Below are 19596 nucleotides of genomic sequence, written 5' to 3'. Positions count from 1 at the left end.
AGGAGTCTTTTTGTTACGTTATTTCTTTCGTTTCTTCAAACTTTTTTGATATGCATAAAGCTTATGAATCTCTTCCTTAAATTCATGTAGAAGTACAGTGTTTGCACTATTTGAATAACGCACCGTATTATAAGCATCTATAATAATATCACTTTGAATATTTACATCTTCTTCATCGTTTATTCTTTCTAGCCAAGCCTCAACAGTTTCTCCCCGTTTTCTATTTAAAGGAGGGGTTAACTTACTCTCTAGCTTGAAAATTTCCTTCCGAATTTCGTTATGTGGCGGTTTATTTCGTTTAAAACGATTTTGGCTCATTCCTTCTTTATCAGTAATGATAGTAGATTCGAAGGCGGGCATATTTGGTAAACTTAAATGTTTTCGTTTTTTTACTATTTTCCAAACGACGTAAATAGCGATAGCTGTACAGACTATTATTGTAGTGCTATTTATGAGTATTGGATCAAAATCAGGAATTTTTTTTCCGTCTTCAATTTTTGGTTTTAAGAGATGTCCTTTATTTGCCCAAACATCTTCAGTATCTTTTAATTCCGCTGCTTTAATTAATGGCATTAAAGCATAGCCGACGCCTAATGCGACTACTTCCGTTATAAAACCAAAAATAAGTCGAATGAAAGGAAATACATGAACAATTAATATACTCATTAAGCCAATCGTAATGATAGAAGAAAAACGTAATAGTTGTTGTTTGCGATTTGCCCCGGTTAACCAAAATGTAATCATAAGATGCAAGGCTAACATTAATAGTTTCCACAACGGTGGAAAGGGTGCATAAAATATAGCTGAAACGACAAACCATACAATACCACCTAAAGATTTTTGAACTGGATATCCAGGTCCGACCACATGTACGATAAAGAAAAATAGTGGTAATATGATTGTGCCAAATAGAGAAAAAGGTAAAAATAAAGAGAAAAGAACGATTTGAAGAACTAAAAGTATTACAAATCCTGTTGTTTTTTTCTGCATAAATTTATGAATAAGAAATACTCCAATATAGCCTGTTGTTAAAAATATTGCAATACTAATTAGTTCATCTCTTTCTGTTAATAATGAAAGTAGAAGGAGCAGAATGAAATCATGAATGTGATATAGCCAAGTTTTCAACTGGTTCCACCATCCCTTCACTAGTAATGAGAAACGTTGGCTGCGAGAGAAGAGGGAGTTCATTTCTTTTTAAACCAATGTATATCATTGTAGACGATCGTTCTCTTTTTCTCTTTACATAATGAAGGAATCCTTGTTTCGGAAGTAACGTACTATCATCTGAAATACGGGCTAATTCTTCTAAAGCTTTTGCATATTGTGTTTGTCCTTCATTTAACGGTACATGTAATGCACCGCCTTCTGCTAATACACTAATAAACAATTCAAACGGAATGTGGTGCTTCGTTGCATACTGGAAAATGTATGTTGCATATGAAATAAGTTCTTCTACATTATCTTTCCAACCAAATCCACGATCGGCAGCTAAAGAAAGACAAATCGTCCAACTATAATTTTTTACAGGTTCATATTGCTTCGCCTGTAATTGTTGCATTTTAGCAGATGCCTTCCAATGAATAGAGCGGAAAGACTCACGCTCATATCGCTTTACACCGATAATAGATGTTTCATCATTGTAAAAAGAAAAATTCGTTCGATAAGATCCATTCAAAAGTTGCTGAAGTTCTTGCAAACCTGCTACTTCTTTAGGAGAAGGATACACAATAATTTCAGTCCTTAATTTATCAAAAACAGGTAAATGTACAGTTAATAGATGAAATGGATCTTTTAATACACATTCAAATTGTTCAATTTGAAACACACCACGCTTCGTGGCGGTTAATGTTAACCCCCATTTTTGTGTCGAATGTGCAGGTTGTGAAAATGGGAAAGAGAATAACGTTTTTGATATTTGTTCAATGCCTTGCTCTTTATGCGGTATAAGGGACGAATTTAAATGAAAGTAACAAACACCATTAACGATCGGTATGCTGGATCCATTTTTTAAATGAATAAAAAACTGTCCAGATTCCTCAGGAAAAATCCGTGTAGTTTGTTTCTCATTTATGATTTGAAACTTCTTCTCTATGAAAGCGACATATTTATAAATAAAAATCGCAAATAAATAATAGAAGAAAAAGAGAAACATAAGCATTCGTTGCGGGAAAAAGAATGTGAAAAGTAATGCGATTGGAACGGTTAGTTGAATAATATGGAGTTGAAAAAATAAAGGCACAGTTACAACACGCTGTCCATTCATGCTTGTTCAATCTCCACAGGTACGTCAACTTCTTTTAAAATACTTTGCATAATATCATTCTTTGTCGTACGCAGGGCACCTTCCATTGATAAGACGATACGGTGATTCCAAACAGAAGGAACTAACAATTGTATATCTTCTGGTGTGCAATATTCTCTCCCGCGTAAAAAGGCTAAAGCTTGAACAGCACGTACTAAAGCTAATGTGGCACGTGGGCTTACACCGTTAGCGATATAATCATGATTTCTTGTAGCATGAGCAAGTTTAATAATGTAATGTTCTAACGGTTCCGAAACAAATATTTCTTTTACTCGTTTTTGAGCTTCTAAAATATCTTCTAATGAGATGACAGATGTGACACTTTCTAATGGTAAATCGTTCCGAAAACGTCGCATCATTTGTAACTCATCTTTAGGAGTTGGATAACCGATTGAAATCGTCATTAAAAAGCGATCAAGCTGTGCATCTGGAAGAGGGAAAGTCCCTTGTGATTCAATTGGGTTTTGCGTCGCAATAACAAAGAACGGTTTCGGAAGAGGAGTTGACTGCTTCTCCAGCGTCACTTGTCGTTCTTCCATCGCTTCTAACAAACTCGACTGCGTTCTCGGCATTGTACGGTTAATTTCATCTGCTAGCAAAATGTTTGTCATAACTGGTCCAATTCTTAATTCGAATTCGCTTGTTTTTGGGTTGAAGTATTCAATACCTGTTACATCACTTGGAAGTACATCAGGGGTAAATTGAACGCGAGAAAAACTACCACCAATACTTTTTGAAATGGTTTTCGCCAGTAACGTTTTCCCAGTACCAGGCACGTCTTCGAGTAGTACATGTCCATCAGCAAGAAGTGAAACGAGCAGTAGATCAATAACATTTTCTTTACCAACAAACACAGATCCGATGTTTTCTTTCAATTTATTTATCATATGTACCATTCCTTTCATTATAAAAGAGCTAATATTTCTATATTTTAACAAATTATTCAGAAAATTGGTATGATTTTTTAATTCAAAGAAATGGATATTTAATTATTAAATTACTCTTGCATATTTTGGAATATAATTATACAATATCGATATACGATGTATCGTGAATCGATATATCATAAAACGATGTATCGGAGGTAGTTATAATGAATGCGAAGGCGCAAAAATATATTCCGTTAACTGAGGCGACATATTACATATTATTGTCACTCGTGAAGCCGTTGCATGGCTACGGAATTATGCAAATGGTAGAAGAGATGACAAATGGGGAAGTAAAGCTCGGCCCTGGTACTTTATATGGAAATACGACGAAATTACTAAAAGAGAAGTTAATTGTTGAAGCTGCCTCTACAGACAGAAAGAAGTGCTATGAGTTAACGCCGTTTGGGAGAGAAGTGTTAGAGCTCGAGTATAACAGATTACAGAGATCTGTAAGGAATGGAAATAGTATATTAGGGGAGTGAATGAGAGATGGAGACAAAGAAGGTATTTAAATTTTTCATGGCATGGAGTTTAGAAAAAGAAGAAGCTTTTTTACGGAAAATGCATCAAAAAGGTTGGGCGTTACAAAGATATAATTTGTTGTATACGTTTAAGAAAACAGAACCGAAAGATGTAATATATAAAGCGGATTTTAGATTGGTTTATAGGGATTCAAAAGAAAAACAACAGGAGTACTTTGAAATATATGAAATGTCTGGTTGGAAACGTGTCACAAGTTTTACAAGATGGAATTATTTTTGTAAGGAAGTAGAGAAGGGAATTGAGTTACCTGACATATATTCAGAGAAGGACACGAAGGTACAAAAAATGAAGGAATTATTACAATTTTTCGCATTGATTTCAATAACTATATTACCCTCAATGTATAGCGTATTTTTAAGTTCAACAGAATCAAGAGTGCCAATTTGGGCGAAAGTTATGACAGGGCTTGTAGGTTGTATGTATGCTTATTTCTTCATGAGGATTTTTTGGAAAATCAAGAAATTGAAAAGTGAAATATTATAATAAAGATTAGACCCTAGAAGAAGATAATGATGACAATGAACAATGACATCATTATCTTCTTTAATTTTTATGTAATTCTATTTTGTTGACTATTTTTTATATAATAAAACATTATATATTTAAGGCATAGAACTAACAGTTACAAAGATGATACCAGTAACAATATCTAAAAAAATCATAAATGAAGAAGTAATTAATAATAACGAACTAGCAATGAATATCACTTTATTAGATTTTTGTTTTTTATAAAGGAAATAAAGTAAAAGACCACAAATAGTAGAAAGTATCCATATAGCTAAACCGTAAGAAGTTGAGATTTTCTTCCAATCGGAAATCCAAAAGTAAAAGAGGATTATGTGACAAGTTAATAGTAGAAATGTTGATGGAAGCATTATCTTTTTATTTAAAATCATTTGTTTCACCTCCCTTATGTAAATATTACTAAAATGGTGTGGATTTTAACATATAATAAGGAAGAAATACATTTTTAATTAACGTATTAAACGAAAAAATCCCTTATAGAAAAATCTATTTCTACAAGGGATAATCATGTTTTTATTAGAAAGACTGATTTTGCGCAGGTTTAATAAATTGTTCAGGGTTTTCAACAAGTCCGCATACAGCACATTGGACACGGTATGTAGGTCCTTGATAGGCCATATGAAAAGCATTCATCGTTTCATTTGTGTATTCTTCTTCCACTTGACCAGTTTGTGGATTTATTTTGACTGGTTTTACTTGTTGCTCAAGAATATTAAAGCGAGTACGGTTCGTTTTACAACTTGGACATAGCATTGGTTCCATATGTATACACCTCCATTTGTATCATTTCTTAAAATCTTTAATTTTATGCAAGCAAAAAACTTTCTCAATATAAATAGGTGTTTAATGTATTTAAAATTCAGAAAAAATAAAATATAATAAAAGTACGAACTGGTTATGTCCAAACCAAATCTCCTGTTTTATGCCAATAAGCTGGGGGGCCGAGAAATCGGCCTCATTTTTTTTGCTCATTACTACAAGGAACAAGGTTTTATGAGACTTTTGTCGAAATTTTAGGGATAGATACAAAGGGGGATGTAAAATGAATTTGAAAATGAAGTACATCATTTTATATGTAGAAAAGTTTGAGGAATGTTTAAAGTTCTATAAAGATATTTTACAGTTACCTATAAAAGCAGAGCACGGCACATATATTGAATTTAATACTGGAACTACCATTTTAGCGATGAATACGCGGCAAGATGTGAAAGAATTAACAGGACTACCGCTTACAGAAGGTGAATTACAGTCTTCTCATTTCGAGTTAGGATTCGTTGTTGAGAATGTACAAGAAACGATTGAGCAATTTAGAGAGCAAGGTATTAAAATTTTAGTGGAGCCAATTGTAAAACCGTGGGGACAAACAATTGCCTACATTGCTGATCCAGATGGAAATTATATTGAAATTTGCAGTTCATTAGAATAGAGGGAGAAAGAGAAATGGGATTTCCGAAACTAGAAACAGAACGTTTATTCTTAAGAGAACTTACATTATTAGATGCAGAAACGATGTTCCAATATTTTTCGAAAGAATCAGTTATACGTTATTTCGGAATGGATTCTTTCCAAAATATTGAGCAAGCGAAAACAATGATTCAAACGTTCAAAAATCGTTATGAAGAGGGCAGTGTATTTCGCTGGGGAATCGAGAAAAAAGGGACGGGCCAATTAATCGGAACGTGCGGATTTCATTTAATTAATAATCATCATAAACGAGCTGAAATTGGTTATGAATTAGATGATACATATTGGGGACAAGGATATGCATTGGAAGCATTACAAGCAATTTTAGCTTACGGATTTGAAATACTGCAACTAATAAGAATCGCAGCGGTTGTATATGTAGAAAATAAAGCTTCTCAAAAATTATTAATAAAAGCAGGATTTCAAGAAGAAGGATTACTTCGAAAACATATGATTCAAAATGGAGTTGCTCATGATACCATTTTATATTCTTTATTAAAAGAAGAGTGGAAGAAGTAATGAGTACAAACGAACTTATAACGATTATGAAGAAGCATAGGGAAAATAGATTCATTTTAGGTATAGATGGTTTAAGTCGATCTGGAAAAACAACATTCGTAGCCAATTTAAAAGAAAATATGAAACAAGAAGGCATTCCGTTTCGTATTTTCCATATTGATGATCATATAGTGGAGCGTAATAAACGATATCATACTGGATATGAAGAATGGTATGAGTATTATTATTTACAATGGGACATTGAATGGCTAAGGCGGAAATTTTTTCAAAAGCTACAACATGAAACAAAATTGAAATTACCTTTCTTTCATGAAGAAACAGATATATGTGAAATGGAAAAAGTACAGATTCCTATTGTAGGCGTAATTGTTATTGAAGGAGTTTTTCTGCAGCGAAAAGAATGGAGAGATTTTTTTCATTATATGGTCTATTTGGACTGTCCAAGAGAGACAAGGTTTCTACGTGAGAGTGAAAAAACGCAGAAAAACCTTTCAAAGTTTGAAAATAGGTATTGGAAAGCAGAGGATTATTACTTAAAAACGGAATTGCCGAGGGATAGGGCGGATTTAGTCATTGAATGATTTGAAAATAGAAGGTGAATAGAATGAATATTTTATGGGATTTTGATGGGACGTTATTTGATACGTATCCTGCATATACAATGATGCTTTCTGAAATATTAGGTGATTCAGTAGAAAAACAAGAAATATACAAAAACTTAAAAATATCATACTCTCATGCAATTCAGTATTATAATATTTCATGTGAGCAGGAAGAAAAGATTAAAGTTTTGAAGGGGAAATTCACGCCAAAAGATATGAAACCTTTTGCAGGTGTCGAAGAGGTTTTGAAATTTGCAGATAAAAATGTGATTATGACCCATAAACATAGGGCAGGGGTTATGGACATTTTTAAATATTACGGCTGGGAAAAGTACTTTGTAGATATGGTTACAATTGACGATGGCTTTCCACGAAAGCCCAACTCTTTAGCTTATAATCATTTACATAAAAAACATAATATTGATTTAGCTATTGGAGATAGAGAATTAGATTTATTACCTGCAAAAGAATTAGGTATTTCAACATGTATGTTTCAAGGTGATTGTGATGTAGCAGATTATTCTTTATCACATTACTCGGAGTTTTTTAAGATAGTGAGTGATAGAGAGTTTTCTTTATAAAAAAAGTTATTAATAAAGACTGAATCTTTCATTTTAAAGGTACAGTCTTTATTTTTTAGAACTCTTTCATTTTATTCCGCATTAACGGGTAGCCTGATTGGTTCAACTAATAATCAGTGAAGGGTGAACAAAACCTCCACTGATTAAAGTTTCACTTTATTTTCTGTATATAATAATTACTAGAGGTTAAAGAATGATCGTCCATCTTTATTAAGGAAGTAGCCAGGTTAATTGTTAGATGGAAATAAACCGAAAGATAAAGTGATAGCGTCTACTTTATCTTTTTTATATTTTAACCAAATTATGGTTATTCATGTTAATATGAATTCATAGCTATATAGAAGGGGTGGGGTTAGTATGAAAACTGAAATAGTTCCTAAAAAGAAGTACAGTATAATAAGCTATGTATCTTTACTCATCGGCATTTTGTGTTTTCTATTCGTTTTTATAACGCCAACAAGGATAGCCAATGCAGGTAATATAGTTGGAGATTATATTACAATTGCCCTGACAGGTGTAGGTATCATACTTTCAATAATCACAATGACGAAAAGAACAGAGAAGAAGGGAATTGCTATTCTTTCATTAATACTGTCCTCATCATTTTTTATATTTTGGATCATAGCAATTATCCTATTGTTTACTGGTCAAATTAGTTTTGCACCGTAATGTGTAATAAAAAGAGTCCTTCTCGTATGAAGGACTCTTTTTACTCAGTATCTTCAGGTTGATATTCTAAAATATCCCCCGGTTGGCATTCTAATGCTTTACATATTGCTTCTAAAGTTGAAAAACGGACTGCTTTTGCTTTTCCATTTTTCAAGATAGAAAGGTTAGCCATTGTAATTCCAACCTTCTCCGAAAGCTCTGTTACACTCATTTTTCTTTTCGCTAACATTACATCAATATTAATAATAATTGCCATATTATTCACCTCAGACCGTTAAATCATTTTCTGATTTTATATCTATAGCATCTTTTAATAGTCTTTGGAGAACGGCAGCAAAGACCGCGATTACCATTGAAGCAAAAATCATAATCATTCCGATAATAATAATGCCAGGGGCGTCATCTCTCTCTGCCACGAGATAGAAAAGTGGCATACCTAATACATATAATACACTAATTGCCAATGCGCTGTACTTAATATTTTTTAACGCTTGAACAGATAACTCTGAGAATGCGTTATTTTTATCAATATAGTTTAAAAGCTTAAATGTTTGGTACAGTGCGAAGTAATAAGGTATTGCTGTTGCATATAAATTGATAAATACAAGATATTTAATATATGCAATATCTGGATATAATTCTGCAGCGAAAGCTCCTATTTTAGGGACTAAAAAAATGCACATAGCAAGAACGGGGATTCCAATCAGAATCACAACGGTCTTTAAAAAGAGTGTGGATCCTTGTTTCATAAAAAGCACCTCATTTATTTAATATCTTATTAATTTAACACGAAATTTATTGTTTAACAATAAATTTTTATTTCTTTTGATCGAGGATTTATTGTTAAACAAGTAATTAATGAAAAGGATGTTAAATCTTTTTTATAAGATAGATGATACATACCGATATTTAATAAAGGAAAGAAAGGGAAAGTAACTATTGTTAGCTTTATGAGAATTGGGAACTAATAAAACATATGTAGGTTTTGGTATGGAAAAGGAAATAGTGTGTATTTAAATGAATGCAAAGTTTATGGAGGAACAATCATGTTGAATTATGGTGTGAAGATGAAAAAGTTACTATTAGTGGCAGCTATAATAGTAAGCGTATTAAGTACGGAAAGTATGATGAATTATCATGCGGCCAAAGCTAAGGTGAAAAAAATAGAACACCAGCCTAAAAATATAATTATGATGGTTATGGACGGAACGAGTTCAACGGCGACAACATTGGCTCGCTGGTATAAAGGGGCACCGCTTACGTTAGATCAAATTGTAACAGGAGGAGTTCGTACGTTTTCGGCGGAATCAGCTATTACAGACTCAGCGCCAGCAGCAACAGCATTAGCAACTGGAAATAAATCAAATTCAGGGTATGTAGGTGTATTACCTTCTATTGTAAGTTCGCCTAGCTTAGAGCCAATAAAAGAAGAGGACAAGTTACGGCCGGTCGCAAACGTATTAGAAGGTGCAAAACGTACTGGTCGTGCAACTGGAATTGTTGCTACATCTGAAATTCAGCATGCTACTCCGGCGGGATTCTCGGCTCACCATGTCAATCGCAAGCAATTTGACGTAATTGCGAAGCAGCAAGTATATCAAAATATAGATGTCGTATTAGGCGGGGGAAAAGCAGCGCTGCTACCTATGCAAAGTAATGGAATCCGAAAAGATGGTGAAAATTTAGTGAAGGTGATTCAAGACAAAGGATACGATTTCGTTGAAACGAAAGATGCGTTATTGAACTCCAAATCTAATAAAATTTGGGGCTCTTTCTCACATCATGCTCTTGCGTTTGATATGGATCGTATAGCAACAAACCCAGAACAACCAACACTTTCTCAAATGACAGAAAAAGCAATTCAAACATTATCAAAAGATAAAGATGGCTTCTTTTTATTCATAGAAGGTAGTAAGCCTGATTGGGCAGCCCATGCTAATGATCCAATTGGGATGATTAGTGATGTATTGGCATTTGATGAAGCGGTAGCAAAGGCGTTACAATTTGCGAAGAAAGATGGGGATACGATGCTCATAGCTTTAACTGATCATGGTAACAGCGGTATCTCTATAGGGAATAGAAATACGACAAAAGGATACAATACTACACCGGTTTCTGCATACATTGATTCATTGAAAAAGGCGAAAATGACACTTGAAGGAACTATAAATAAACTGAAATCTGATTTATCAAATGTAGAAGATGTAGCTAAACTATACGGTTTGGATAATCTAACTCATGATGAAAAAGAAAAATTAAAAGCGGCAAAAAAGAAAATGGATGTAGGACGAATTCTTACTACATTATTGGCTAATCGTGCAAATATCGGCTTTACGACAGGAGGACATACAGGTGAGGATGTATTCTTACATTCTTATGGACCTCAAAAACCAGAAGGCTTAATCCAAAATACAGACATTGCGAAGACGATGGCGAAAGCGATGGGCTTTAACTTAGAAGAAGTAACGAATAAAATATTTTTAGAGAGTGAACAAGCCTTTAAGAAAATCGGTGCAACTGTAACAGCCGACAAAACCGAAGGAGCAAACCCGTTACTCGTAGTAAAACATAATAAAGTAGAAGCACAATTATTTGGTAACAAAAATATAATTCGTATCAATGGTAAAGGGTATGAATTAGGAAGTATTATTGTAGAGAGTAATGGAAAGTGCTATGTACCAGAAGAAGCAATTCAACTATTTGTAAAGCATTCTAGTTAAAAAATTGCCAACCAGTTAAGCTAACTGGTGGCAATTTTTTGTGTTTATTCTAAATATAAGGGTTCGGATTGTTTTGTAAAGTTTTCCATATGAGACTGGTATCAATGTTAAAGGGAAAGTATAGTTTTTTCTTACATTAAAAAATTTCGTTTTGTAGAATAAGAAGTTATACATATAGTAAAGTCTAATGGGTTATCAATTAATATTTACGAAAAATATATTAATACTTTAGAATTTCTTTAATGTTCATTATTTTTTATTTAAGGTTATCCGTTATATTTATAATGTGTTTATTTCAATTTATTGTATTGAAGCTCAGTTTTATATAATTATAAAGCAATCATCAAAATAAAATCTCCACTAGAGTAAATTTATTATTTTTTTGCGGAAATTATTATGCAGTTAAGAAAACTGTAATTTATTGAATTAGAAATATATTAGAATTTAGTTGAAGAAAGAGAGAGGGAATAAAATGAATATAGTGCACTTACGTCCTAAACAGCGGTCTAAGTATCGCATTATGCTAGGTAAGTGGTATTACTCTACAAAGAGGCACATTCAGTGGTTAGCAGACGGAAAAACATATGCAAAAAGGTTCCAACAAGAAAAGCTACCTTGTACAGCAATTCAGCACCAAACAATATTACTTCGTAAGCTCAAAGATGTAGATATGTGGTATCAACAGAATAAGGTTGTTAATTTGAAAATTGCTGTTAAAAAACTAAATGGTATCGTCATTAGACCGGGAGAAACATTTTCTTACTGGCGTTTAATAGGTAAGCCAACGAGGAAAAAAGGGTATGTAGAAGGTATGGTATTACACTACGGATCTTTTCAATCAGGTATTGGAGGAGGTCTTTGTCAGCTTTCAAATTTAATATATTGGATGACTCTACATACACCACTGACAGTAACCGAACGATATCGTCATAGCTTTGATGTCTTTCCTGATTCTAGGCGAACTCAACCGTTTGGGAGTGGGGCAACTTGTTCCTATAACTATTTGGATTTACAAATTAAAAATGAAACGGATCAACCGTATCAACTTCACCTTTATATGACAGATGAACATTTAGTTGGTGAATGGAGAACAGTCTATCCGCAACTTTATCAATATGAAGTGTATGAGAAAGAACACTCAATTCAACCTGCATACTGGGGCGGTTATATACGACATAATGTGATTCAACGTAAAGTATATAATCTACAGAAACAGTTAATAGAAGATCAATATGTAACAGAGAATCACGCTATAATGATGTACGAACCACTATTAGCTTGTAATAATGAGATTAGTGAGTAATATGGTAACCCATAGATTAAATAGTATAGAGAATATTTAATTCTTATTTTTACTAAAAAAGTTCACTGTTATTTATAGGTGAGTTTGTTTTTCTATCGTATGTATTTCACCCTGCATAAAAAATATTTCTCAACATTTTATTTGTTGAAAAAGATTGAATATTCGTATTATAACGAATATTATGTTATTATCGGCGAAAAACGATAATTTGCAGACACTGGGGAGGAAATACATTGAAAAAGAAAAAGAAATTAAAACCATTAGCGGTATTAACAACAGCAGCAGTACTAAGTAGTACGTTTGCTTTTGGAGGTCACGCAGCATATGCTGAGACACCAACATCATCTCTACCAATAGATGAGCACTTAATACCGGAGGAGCGCTTGGCTGAAGCGCTAAAACAACGGGGGGTAATTGATCAATCTGCATCGCAAGCTGAGACGTCAAAGGCTGTCGAAAAATATGTTGAGAAAAAGAAAGGGGAAAACCCTGGGAAAGAAATTTTAACAGGAGATAGTCTTACGCAAGAAGCTTCTGATTTTATGAAAAAAGTAAAAGATGCAAAAATGAAGGAAAATGAACAGGCGCAGCAGCCTGAAGTAGGCCCAGTAGCTGGACAAGGTGCAGCATTGAACCCTAGGAAATTAAATGGAAAAGTACCTACTACATCAGCGAAGCAAGAAGAATACAATGGAGCTGTTCGAAAAGATAAAGTACTTGTTTTACTTGTAGAATTTAGCGATTTTAAGCATAACAATATTGATCAAGAGCCAGGATACATGTATTCTAAAGACTTTAATCGTGAACATTATCAAAAAATGTTATTTGGTGATGAACCATTTACTTTATTTGATGGATCGAAGATTAACACATTTAAGCAATATTATGAAGAACAATCTGGTGGTAGCTACACAGTTGATGGGACTGTAACAGAATGGCTTACTGTTCCAGGAAAAGCATCAGATTATGGTGCTGATGCGGGTACTGGGCATGATAACAAGGGGCCTTTAGGACCAAAAGATTTTGTGAAAGAAGCATTAAAAGCAGCGGTAGCAAAAGGAATCAATTTAGCAGACTATGACCAATTTGATCAATACGATCAAGATGGTGATGGAAATAAAAATGAGCCAGATGGCATTATTGATCATTTAATGGTTGTACATGCTGGCGTTGGTCAAGAAGCTGGCGGCGGTAAATTGAAAGATGATGCGATTTGGTCACATCGTTCAAAACTAGGTTCAAAACCATATGCAATTGATGGCACGAAATCTTCTGTTTCGAACTGGGGCGGAAAGATGGCTGCATATGATTATACAATCGAGCCTGAAGACGGGGCAGTTGGTGTGTTTGCACATGAGTATGGCCATGATTTAGGCTTACCAGATGAATATGATACAAAGTACTCAGGACAAGGTGAACCTGTTGAGTCATGGTCTATTATGAGTGGTGGTAGCTGGGCTGGAAAAATTGCAGGAACAGAGCCAACGAGTTTCTCACCACAAAATAAAGAATTTTTCCAAAAGAATATGAAGGGGAACTGGGCGAATATCCTTGAAGTAGATTATGACAAACTTAGCAAAGGAATCGGTGTTGCGACATATGTAGATCAAAGTACTACAAAATCTAAACGACCTGGAATCGTTCGTGTTAACTTGCCGGACAAAGATATAAAAAATATCGAATCAGCGTTTGGTAAGAAGTTCTATTACAGTACAAAAGGAAATGACATTCATACAACACTTGAGACACCAGTATTTGACTTAACAAATGCAAAGGATGCTAAGTTCGATTATAAGGCATTTTACGAACTTGAAGCGAAGTATGATTTCCTTGACGTATATGCGATTGCAGAAGATGGAACGAAGACACGCATTGATAGAATGGGCGAAAAAGATGTAAAAGGCGGCGCGGATACAACTGATGGTAAGTGGGTTGATAAATCATACGATTTAAGCCAATTCAAAGGAAAAAAAGTAAAACTGCAATTTGAGTACTTAACAGATATTGCAGTAGCTTATAAAGGGTTTGCATTAGATAATGCAGCATTAACTGTAGATGGAAAAGTTGTTTTCTCTGATGATGCAGAAGGTCAGCCAGCAATGACGTTAAAAGGCTTTACTGTGTCTAACGGATTTGAACAGAAAAAACATAATTACTATGTAGAGTGGAGAAATTACGCTGGTTCTGACACTGCGTTACAACATGCACGTGGCCCAGTATTTAATACAGGAATGGTTGTATGGTATGCGGATCAAAGCTTTACAGATAACTGGGTAGGCGTTCATCCAGGTGAAGGGTTCTTAGGAGTAGTAGATTCTCATCCAGAGGCAATTGTAGGGACATTAAACGGACAACCTACTGTGAAGAGCAGTACGCGTTACCAAATTGCCGATGCGGCATTCTCATTTGATCAAACACCAGCATGGAAAGTAAATTCACCAACTCGCGGTATCTTCGATTATAAAGGATTACCAGGAGTGGCAAAATTTGATGATTCTAAGCAATACATCAACAGCATTATTCCTGATGCAGGACGTAAGTTACCGAAACTAGGACTGAAGTTTGAAGTGGTAGGCCAAGCTGAAGACAAGTCTGCAGGTGCAGTGTGGCTTCATCGATAAAATAAGGTAAAACGAAGAGGAGCTGCGATAAGTCGGTGAAACTGACTTATCGCAGCTTTTTTCTTCTTGTGAAAAAACTTGCTGTTTTTTTATGTACTTATTGGAAAAATTCGAAGTTTCTTTTATAAATAAAATACTCCGCCTGTCCAATTATAGAAGCTATTTTGGGCGTAAGTAATTTGTAAGTAATGAGTAAGAAAAAAGAGATTTTCATAGTATATAATATTTATTATAGCTACTTTTAACACCTGATACTAATAGTGTGCTATAATATGAATTAGCAACAAAAAGGAAAGGAATTAGAACAATGACCTTAGAAAATACTAAAAATTTAAAAAAACAAGTTGCTCCTTTTGAAAAATCAACGATTAAAAAAAGTGTTTGGCAACTGATCAACACAATCGTGCCATTTATTATTTTATGGTACCTTGCTTATAAAAGTTTGTCAGTTTCTTATTGGTTAACATTAGTTCCAGCACTGTTAGCCGCTGGATTTATGACAAGAATTTTCATTATTTTTCATGATTGCACCCATTATTCGTTCTTTAAAAGTCGACGTGCAAATAGAATAGTTGGAACGTGTATGGGTGTTTTAACATTATTCCCATTTGATCAGTGGGGGCATGAACATTCTATTCACCACGCTACGAGTGGTAATTTGGATAAGAGGGGTACAGGGGATATTTGGACGCTTACAGTTGATGAATATGTAGCTGCACCATTTAGACTTCGTTTAGCATATCGCTTATATCGCAATCCATTCGTTATGTTTGGATTAGGTCCGATTTATGTTTTCTTGCTTAAAAATAGATTTAATCGAAAAGGTGCAAGGCAGAAAGAACGTATGAATACTTATTTGACGAATATTATAATTGTTGCTGTAGTAGCTATACTTTGCTGGGCAATTGGGTGGCAATCGTTTCTGTTAGTACATGGTACTATATTCTTAATAGCAGGTTCAGTAGGGATTTGGCTGTTTTACGTACAGCACACATTTGAAGATTCTTATTTTGAAGAGGATAAAGATTGGGAATATGTGAAAGCGGCAGTGGAAGGAAGTTCTTTTTATAAGCTTCCTAAAATTTTGCAATTCTTAACTGGTAATATTGGATTCCATCATGTTCACCATTTAAGCCCAAGGGTACCTAACTATAAACTAGAAGAGGCACACAATAATACGCTTCCGTTAAAAAATGTACCAACGATTACGCTTGCTACAAGCTTACAATCACTACGTTTCCGTCTTTGGGATGAGAAAAGTAACAATTTTGTTAGCTTTAAAGATGTCAAAAATATAATTAAAAATAATGTTTCTGTTCGAGTGAAATCTGAACTATAATTGCATCGTATATAAAACTCCCCTTAATCATTTTCGATTTAAGGGGAGTTTGTGTTTAAAGAGTAGATGCCAGACCAGATAAGAGGAAAATTTACATAATTCAAATTGTAATTGAAGCAGATTAGGAATTGCTCGTACGTAAGTACAAATATAAGATGACAGTAAATGCATTATGTTAACAAATTCATAGTAAAAGGGGGGATCGTACAACATTATATCCAAAAATAAGAAAAGACTTGAACGAAAATTCCATTCATTTTTCTTGGTGTTCCGCATTCCATACACTTAAATAGGACGCATATTCTAATTCATCTGGATTCGCATGTAACATAGAAATGAATTCTAATTTGTTTCCATCACAATCTAGAAAGTATACACTTGCAGCAGGCATCCACCTTTGGACAATTGGCTCTTGATTTCCTTTTCCTTGACTTCCTATCACTGCTATTCCACGTTCTTCTAACCACGCTTTAGAAGTCATTAAAAACTCTAAATTTACACCAAAAGCAAAATGTCTCGGCTCAAAGTCTTCAATGTTATGTACTTCCCATAGTCCAAGCATTTGTTGTTTATTTTCTCCGACCCAAAAGAAAGCCACTCTTCTTTTGGAGAGTTTTCTTGCTAACGTTAATCCTAGCTTGTTTTGATAGAAATTTATTGCCTTCTCTAAATTTCTTACATGTAAATGAGTTTCGTATATGTTCTGTATTATTATGATCATTCCTTTCTTTCTTTATTGGTAACTACCAATTGAATAGTGAATATAATTCTAAAGTTGAAATATGTATAAGCCTAGTAATGTACATCTATATCCGATATACCTATTTACTATTATATTGAAATTGGAATGTGATAAATCCCACTGAGGTAGTAAGTGTTTAAATGAACACTCTACTACTTTTGTAGGAAAGGGGATATATTCATTAAATTCAGATGAAATCATATTAAAATGATGAAAAAAGACCACACATGAAGTGAAACGCCATGTGTAGTTTTTTATGTATAGTCAAATATTACGAAGTCTCGCTAATTTTAGTTTCACTATGAGTGTTAGTAGAATTTCTTTTCTTAACTTTAAAGTGATAGTAAGTGTAGCAAAAGATGATAAATGGGACAGTGCAATAGATTCCAAGTCGTTGTTCTGGGATAAAAATAAGACTGATTAATATAATGCCATACAATCCAAAACCAAGAATTGGTACGAGTGGATAAAGTGGCGTTTTAAATTTTAAGTCTTCTAATTTTCCGCCGTCTGCTACATAATGTTTGCGGAAAAAGAATTGAGAAACACAAATTGACATCCAAACAATAATGGTAATGACTCCGGAAATTGAAATGAGCCACAAGTAAACAGTTTCAGCAGCTACTACACTTGTCAAAAGAGAAAAAGCAGAAATAGCTATTGTCATGATTAAAGCGTTGAGAGGAATCCCACGTGATGATAATTTCTTTAAAAATGCTGGAGCCATTTCGTTTTTTGATAAAGACCAAAGCATTCGAGTAGCAGCGTATAGTCCTGAGTTTGCGACAGAAAGAACAGCAGTAAGAATAACAAAGTTCATAATATCAGCTGCATATGGAATACCGATATTATCAAAAACAGCAACGAATGGACTCTTTGTTAATCCAGCTTCTTCCCAAGGAATTAAAGCAACAAGAACAAAGATTGCTAAGACGAAGAAAAACATTGTGCGCCATATAATATTTCTAATAGAACGAGGTAAAGTTTTTGCTGGATCTTCACTTTCACCTGCTGCGATTCCAACAAGCTCTGTACCTTGGAAGGAATAATTGACTGTAACCATTGTTAATAGAATAGCTGCAAGTCCATTCGGAAATAAACCACCATGATTTACGAAATTTGAAAGAAGTGGAGCTGGTTCATCGCCTTTTAAATCAATAAAACCGAACATAGCGGCGCCACCAAGAATTATAAAAGCTATAATGGCAGATACTTTTATACTTGAAAACCAAAATTCTGTTTCTGCATAACTACGAGCAGATAATGCGTTAATAGTGAAGATGGTAACGCCAAATATTAAACACCAAACCCAAACAGGAATATCAGGAAACCAGCGCTGCATTGTAATACCGGCAGTTGTAAATTCAAGACCGGTCGTATTCGCCCAGCTTAACCAATACAACCATCCGATTGTAAAGCCAGTTGCAGGATTGATGAATTTAGTAGCATATTCCTGAAAAGAACCTGAAACAGGCATGGCTACAGCAAGTTCACCAAGACATAGCATAACGAAATACATTAATAATCCACCAGCAATAAAGGCAAGTACGGATCCACCAGGTCCAGCCTGACTTATAATAAAGCCAGATCCGTTAAATAACCCGGTTCCAATCACACCACCGAGTGCAATCATGAATAAGTGTCTACTTTTCATCGTGCGTTTTAATTCATTGTTTGTATTGCTTACTTGCGCCATTGTTTTCCTCACTTTCGTAGTTGATAGAATAACGTTTGATGTTTTTCCGTATTATGGAATGTATTCCGTGATGTGAAATCTTGTTTTAATTTTCAGATAATTAAAAAGAAAAGTCAATATTTTTTTGTTTGCGTTTTCAATTCTTTGTTAGTGATATGTTTTTATTGTTAGAAAATTAAATAAATAGATTGATTTTATTTCGAATGTTTGCTAAATTGATAGTTAATTAAGCGTACTAACATATTACGAGTAAAGTTGAGGCGAGTTATGGTACAGTCCATTGATCGAGCGATAAGTATTATTAAATTATTGAATTCTACAAATGAAAAAGAGTATTGGGCTATTTCTGATATAGCTGATGGAACACATCTCCCGGTTAGTACAGTACATAGATTACTTAACTCTCTAATGGAGCATGGGTTAGTTACACAAATTACAGAGACAAAACAGTACAAAATTGGACCAATGTGGATGGAAATAGGGTTGCGTCAATTGGAGAAGGTAGACTATAGATCTGTTGCAAGAGAAGTGATGAAACGTTTGGCTTCTGAAGTGGAAGAAAGTGTCTATTTGAATATTCCAAACGGAACACATTCTATTATCATTGAAAGAATTGATAGTCCTTTAAAAATTCGAGTTATTGATAACTTAGGGGAACAAATTCCACTTTCAATTGGTGCTGCAAATAAAACGATGCTTGCCAATATGAAAACGAATGAAATGGAACATATTGTAGAGTATTTACTTCCTTCATTACCAGAACAAAAGCAAATTCTTCTTAATCAAATAAAGCAAATAAAAAATGAAGGATATGCGGTCAGTTATGGTGAAAAAACAGAAGGGACAGCTTCAGTAGCTGCACCTATTATTGGATTTAATCATAAAGTAGTAGGAGCATTAAGTGTTGGGTTAATTAGTCATCGTATTAATGATGATCGACTATCTTTTCTTATTAGCAAGGTAAAACAAGCGGCTCATGAAATATCAATAAAAATCGGCAGTACATCAGAACTATAATTTTGATAGCTGTCGTCATTT

21 protein-coding genes are annotated in these 19596 nt (G+C 34.1%); 12 read left to right on the top strand and 9 right to left on the bottom strand.

All coding sequences use genetic code 11. The features are described from left to right. Positions 1 to 18 precede the first annotated feature (18 nt). From MR136_RS12565 to MR136_RS12555, 3 genes are read right to left on the bottom strand one after another with little or no spacing between them, the layout of a single operon-like run. Positions 19 to 1128 (bottom strand): DUF4018 domain-containing protein, encoded by a 1110-nt coding sequence (locus MR136_RS12565; RefSeq protein WP_078421361.1) that lies wholly within the window; start codon positions 1126 to 1128, stop codon positions 19 to 21. Continuing rightward, positions 1100 to 2266 carry a DUF58 domain-containing protein gene (locus MR136_RS12560; protein ID WP_078421362.1) on the bottom strand — a complete coding sequence of 389 codons (1167 nt, stop codon included), beginning with the start codon at positions 2264 to 2266 and terminating at the stop codon, positions 1100 to 1102. The genes MR136_RS12565 and MR136_RS12560 overlap by 29 nt, the downstream gene beginning before the upstream one ends. After that, positions 2263 to 3192, bottom strand: coding sequence for an AAA family ATPase (locus MR136_RS12555; RefSeq protein ID WP_078421363.1), 930 nt, complete (start codon positions 3190 to 3192; stop codon positions 2263 to 2265). The genes MR136_RS12560 and MR136_RS12555 overlap by 4 nt, the downstream gene beginning before the upstream one ends. Positions 3193 to 3398: 206 nt before the next feature. Between MR136_RS12555 and MR136_RS12550 the strand changes: the two genes are divergently transcribed. Both MR136_RS12550 and MR136_RS12545 read left to right on the top strand, forming a co-directional pair. Next, the gene (locus MR136_RS12550; protein WP_078421364.1) at positions 3399 to 3716 is read left to right on the top strand and encodes a PadR family transcriptional regulator; all 318 of its coding nucleotides are present in this window, start codon (positions 3399 to 3401) and stop codon (positions 3714 to 3716) included. Positions 3717 to 3723: 7 nt separating this feature from the next. Further along, on the top strand, positions 3724 to 4260 hold the full coding sequence (locus MR136_RS12545; protein ID WP_000448417.1) for a DUF2812 domain-containing protein: 537 nt from the start codon (positions 3724 to 3726) through the stop codon (positions 4258 to 4260). Positions 4261 to 4379: 119 nt separating this feature from the next. Here MR136_RS12545 and MR136_RS12540 read toward each other — a convergent pair whose 3' ends face one another. Further along, positions 4380 to 4673 (bottom strand): hypothetical protein, encoded by a 294-nt coding sequence (locus MR136_RS12540; protein WP_078421365.1) that lies wholly within the window; start codon positions 4671 to 4673, stop codon positions 4380 to 4382. Between the two features lie 145 nt (positions 4674 to 4818). Continuing rightward, on the bottom strand, positions 4819 to 5064 hold the full coding sequence (locus tag MR136_RS12535; protein ID WP_000433602.1) for a hypothetical protein: 246 nt from the start codon (positions 5062 to 5064) through the stop codon (positions 4819 to 4821). A 280-nt stretch (positions 5065 to 5344) separates the two neighbouring features. On the opposite strand from MR136_RS12535, the gene MR136_RS12530 reads away from it, so the two are divergent. The 5 genes from MR136_RS12530 to MR136_RS12510 all read left to right on the top strand — a co-directional run bounded on the left by MR136_RS12530 (position 5345) and on the right by MR136_RS12510 (position 8137). Further along, positions 5345 to 5728 (top strand): glyoxalase/bleomycin resistance/dioxygenase family protein, encoded by a 384-nt coding sequence (locus MR136_RS12530; protein ID WP_001049849.1) that lies wholly within the window; start codon positions 5345 to 5347, stop codon positions 5726 to 5728. A gap of 14 nt (positions 5729 to 5742) precedes the next feature. Further along, positions 5743 to 6285, top strand: a complete 543-nt coding sequence (locus MR136_RS12525; RefSeq protein ID WP_000506638.1) for a GNAT family N-acetyltransferase — start codon at positions 5743 to 5745, stop codon at positions 6283 to 6285. Next, on the top strand, positions 6285 to 6866 hold the full coding sequence (locus MR136_RS12520; RefSeq protein WP_000106114.1) for a kinase: 582 nt from the start codon (positions 6285 to 6287) through the stop codon (positions 6864 to 6866). The genes MR136_RS12525 and MR136_RS12520 overlap by 1 nt, the downstream gene beginning before the upstream one ends. A 23-nt stretch (positions 6867 to 6889) precedes the next feature. Continuing rightward, positions 6890 to 7468, top strand: coding sequence for an HAD-IA family hydrolase (locus MR136_RS12515; RefSeq protein WP_078421366.1), 579 nt, complete (start codon positions 6890 to 6892; stop codon positions 7466 to 7468). A 357-nt stretch (positions 7469 to 7825) separates the two neighbouring features. Continuing rightward, complete coding sequence (locus tag MR136_RS12510; protein WP_000845558.1) at positions 7826 to 8137, top strand: hypothetical protein; 312 nt, start codon at positions 7826 to 7828, stop codon at positions 8135 to 8137. A gap of 40 nt (positions 8138 to 8177) precedes the next feature. Here MR136_RS12510 and MR136_RS12505 read toward each other — a convergent pair whose 3' ends face one another. Together MR136_RS12505 and MR136_RS12500 are read right to left on the bottom strand one after the other, a co-directional pair. Next, positions 8178 to 8393 carry a helix-turn-helix domain-containing protein gene (locus MR136_RS12505; protein WP_000974619.1) on the bottom strand — a complete coding sequence of 72 codons (216 nt, stop codon included), beginning with the start codon at positions 8391 to 8393 and terminating at the stop codon, positions 8178 to 8180. A gap of 10 nt (positions 8394 to 8403) precedes the next feature. Next, positions 8404 to 8886: a DUF2975 domain-containing protein gene (locus MR136_RS12500; protein ID WP_000809113.1), complete on the bottom strand. Its 483-nt coding sequence runs from the start codon at positions 8884 to 8886 to the stop codon at positions 8404 to 8406. Between the two features lie 297 nt (positions 8887 to 9183). Between MR136_RS12500 and MR136_RS12495 the strand changes: the two genes are divergently transcribed. From MR136_RS12495 to desA, 4 genes are all read left to right on the top strand, one after another. Continuing rightward, a complete protein-coding gene (locus MR136_RS12495; RefSeq protein WP_078421367.1) occupies positions 9184 to 10857 on the top strand; it encodes an alkaline phosphatase in 1674 nt (557 codons plus the stop codon). Positions 10858 to 11329: 472 nt separating this feature from the next. Next, positions 11330 to 12160 carry a VanW family protein gene (locus MR136_RS12490; protein WP_001028236.1) on the top strand — a complete coding sequence of 277 codons (831 nt, stop codon included), beginning with the start codon at positions 11330 to 11332 and terminating at the stop codon, positions 12158 to 12160. 233 nt (positions 12161 to 12393) lie between these two features. Next, complete coding sequence (locus MR136_RS12485) at positions 12394 to 14781, top strand: immune inhibitor A domain-containing protein (RefSeq protein ID WP_078421368.1); 2388 nt, start codon at positions 12394 to 12396, stop codon at positions 14779 to 14781. A 307-nt stretch (positions 14782 to 15088) separates the two neighbouring features. Beyond that, a complete protein-coding gene (desA, locus tag MR136_RS12480) occupies positions 15089 to 16120 on the top strand; it encodes a Delta(5) desaturase DesA (protein WP_000171504.1) in 1032 nt (343 codons plus the stop codon). A gap of 253 nt (positions 16121 to 16373) precedes the next feature. Here desA and MR136_RS12475 read toward each other — a convergent pair whose 3' ends face one another. Beyond that, positions 16374 to 16832: a VOC family protein gene (locus MR136_RS12475; protein WP_061457374.1), complete on the bottom strand. Its 459-nt coding sequence runs from the start codon at positions 16830 to 16832 to the stop codon at positions 16374 to 16376. A 301-nt stretch (positions 16833 to 17133) separates the two neighbouring features. Further along, the gene (locus MR136_RS12470) at positions 17134 to 18558 is read right to left on the bottom strand and encodes an amino acid permease (protein WP_078421370.1); all 1425 of its coding nucleotides are present in this window, start codon (positions 18556 to 18558) and stop codon (positions 17134 to 17136) included. A 267-nt stretch (positions 18559 to 18825) separates the two neighbouring features. Between MR136_RS12470 and MR136_RS12465 the strand changes: the two genes are divergently transcribed. Beyond that, positions 18826 to 19575: an IclR family transcriptional regulator gene (locus MR136_RS12465; RefSeq protein ID WP_000250758.1), complete on the top strand. Its 750-nt coding sequence runs from the start codon at positions 18826 to 18828 to the stop codon at positions 19573 to 19575. Positions 19576 to 19596: the final 21 nt, after the last annotated feature.

This window comes from Bacillus cereus group sp. BfR-BA-01311 (assembly GCF_022664295.1).
GTDB lineage: Bacteria > Bacillota > Bacilli > Bacillales > Bacillaceae_G > Bacillus_A > Bacillus_A cereus.
Note: the sequence above shows the minus strand (reverse complement) of the source record. Positions and strands in the feature narration are given on the sequence as shown.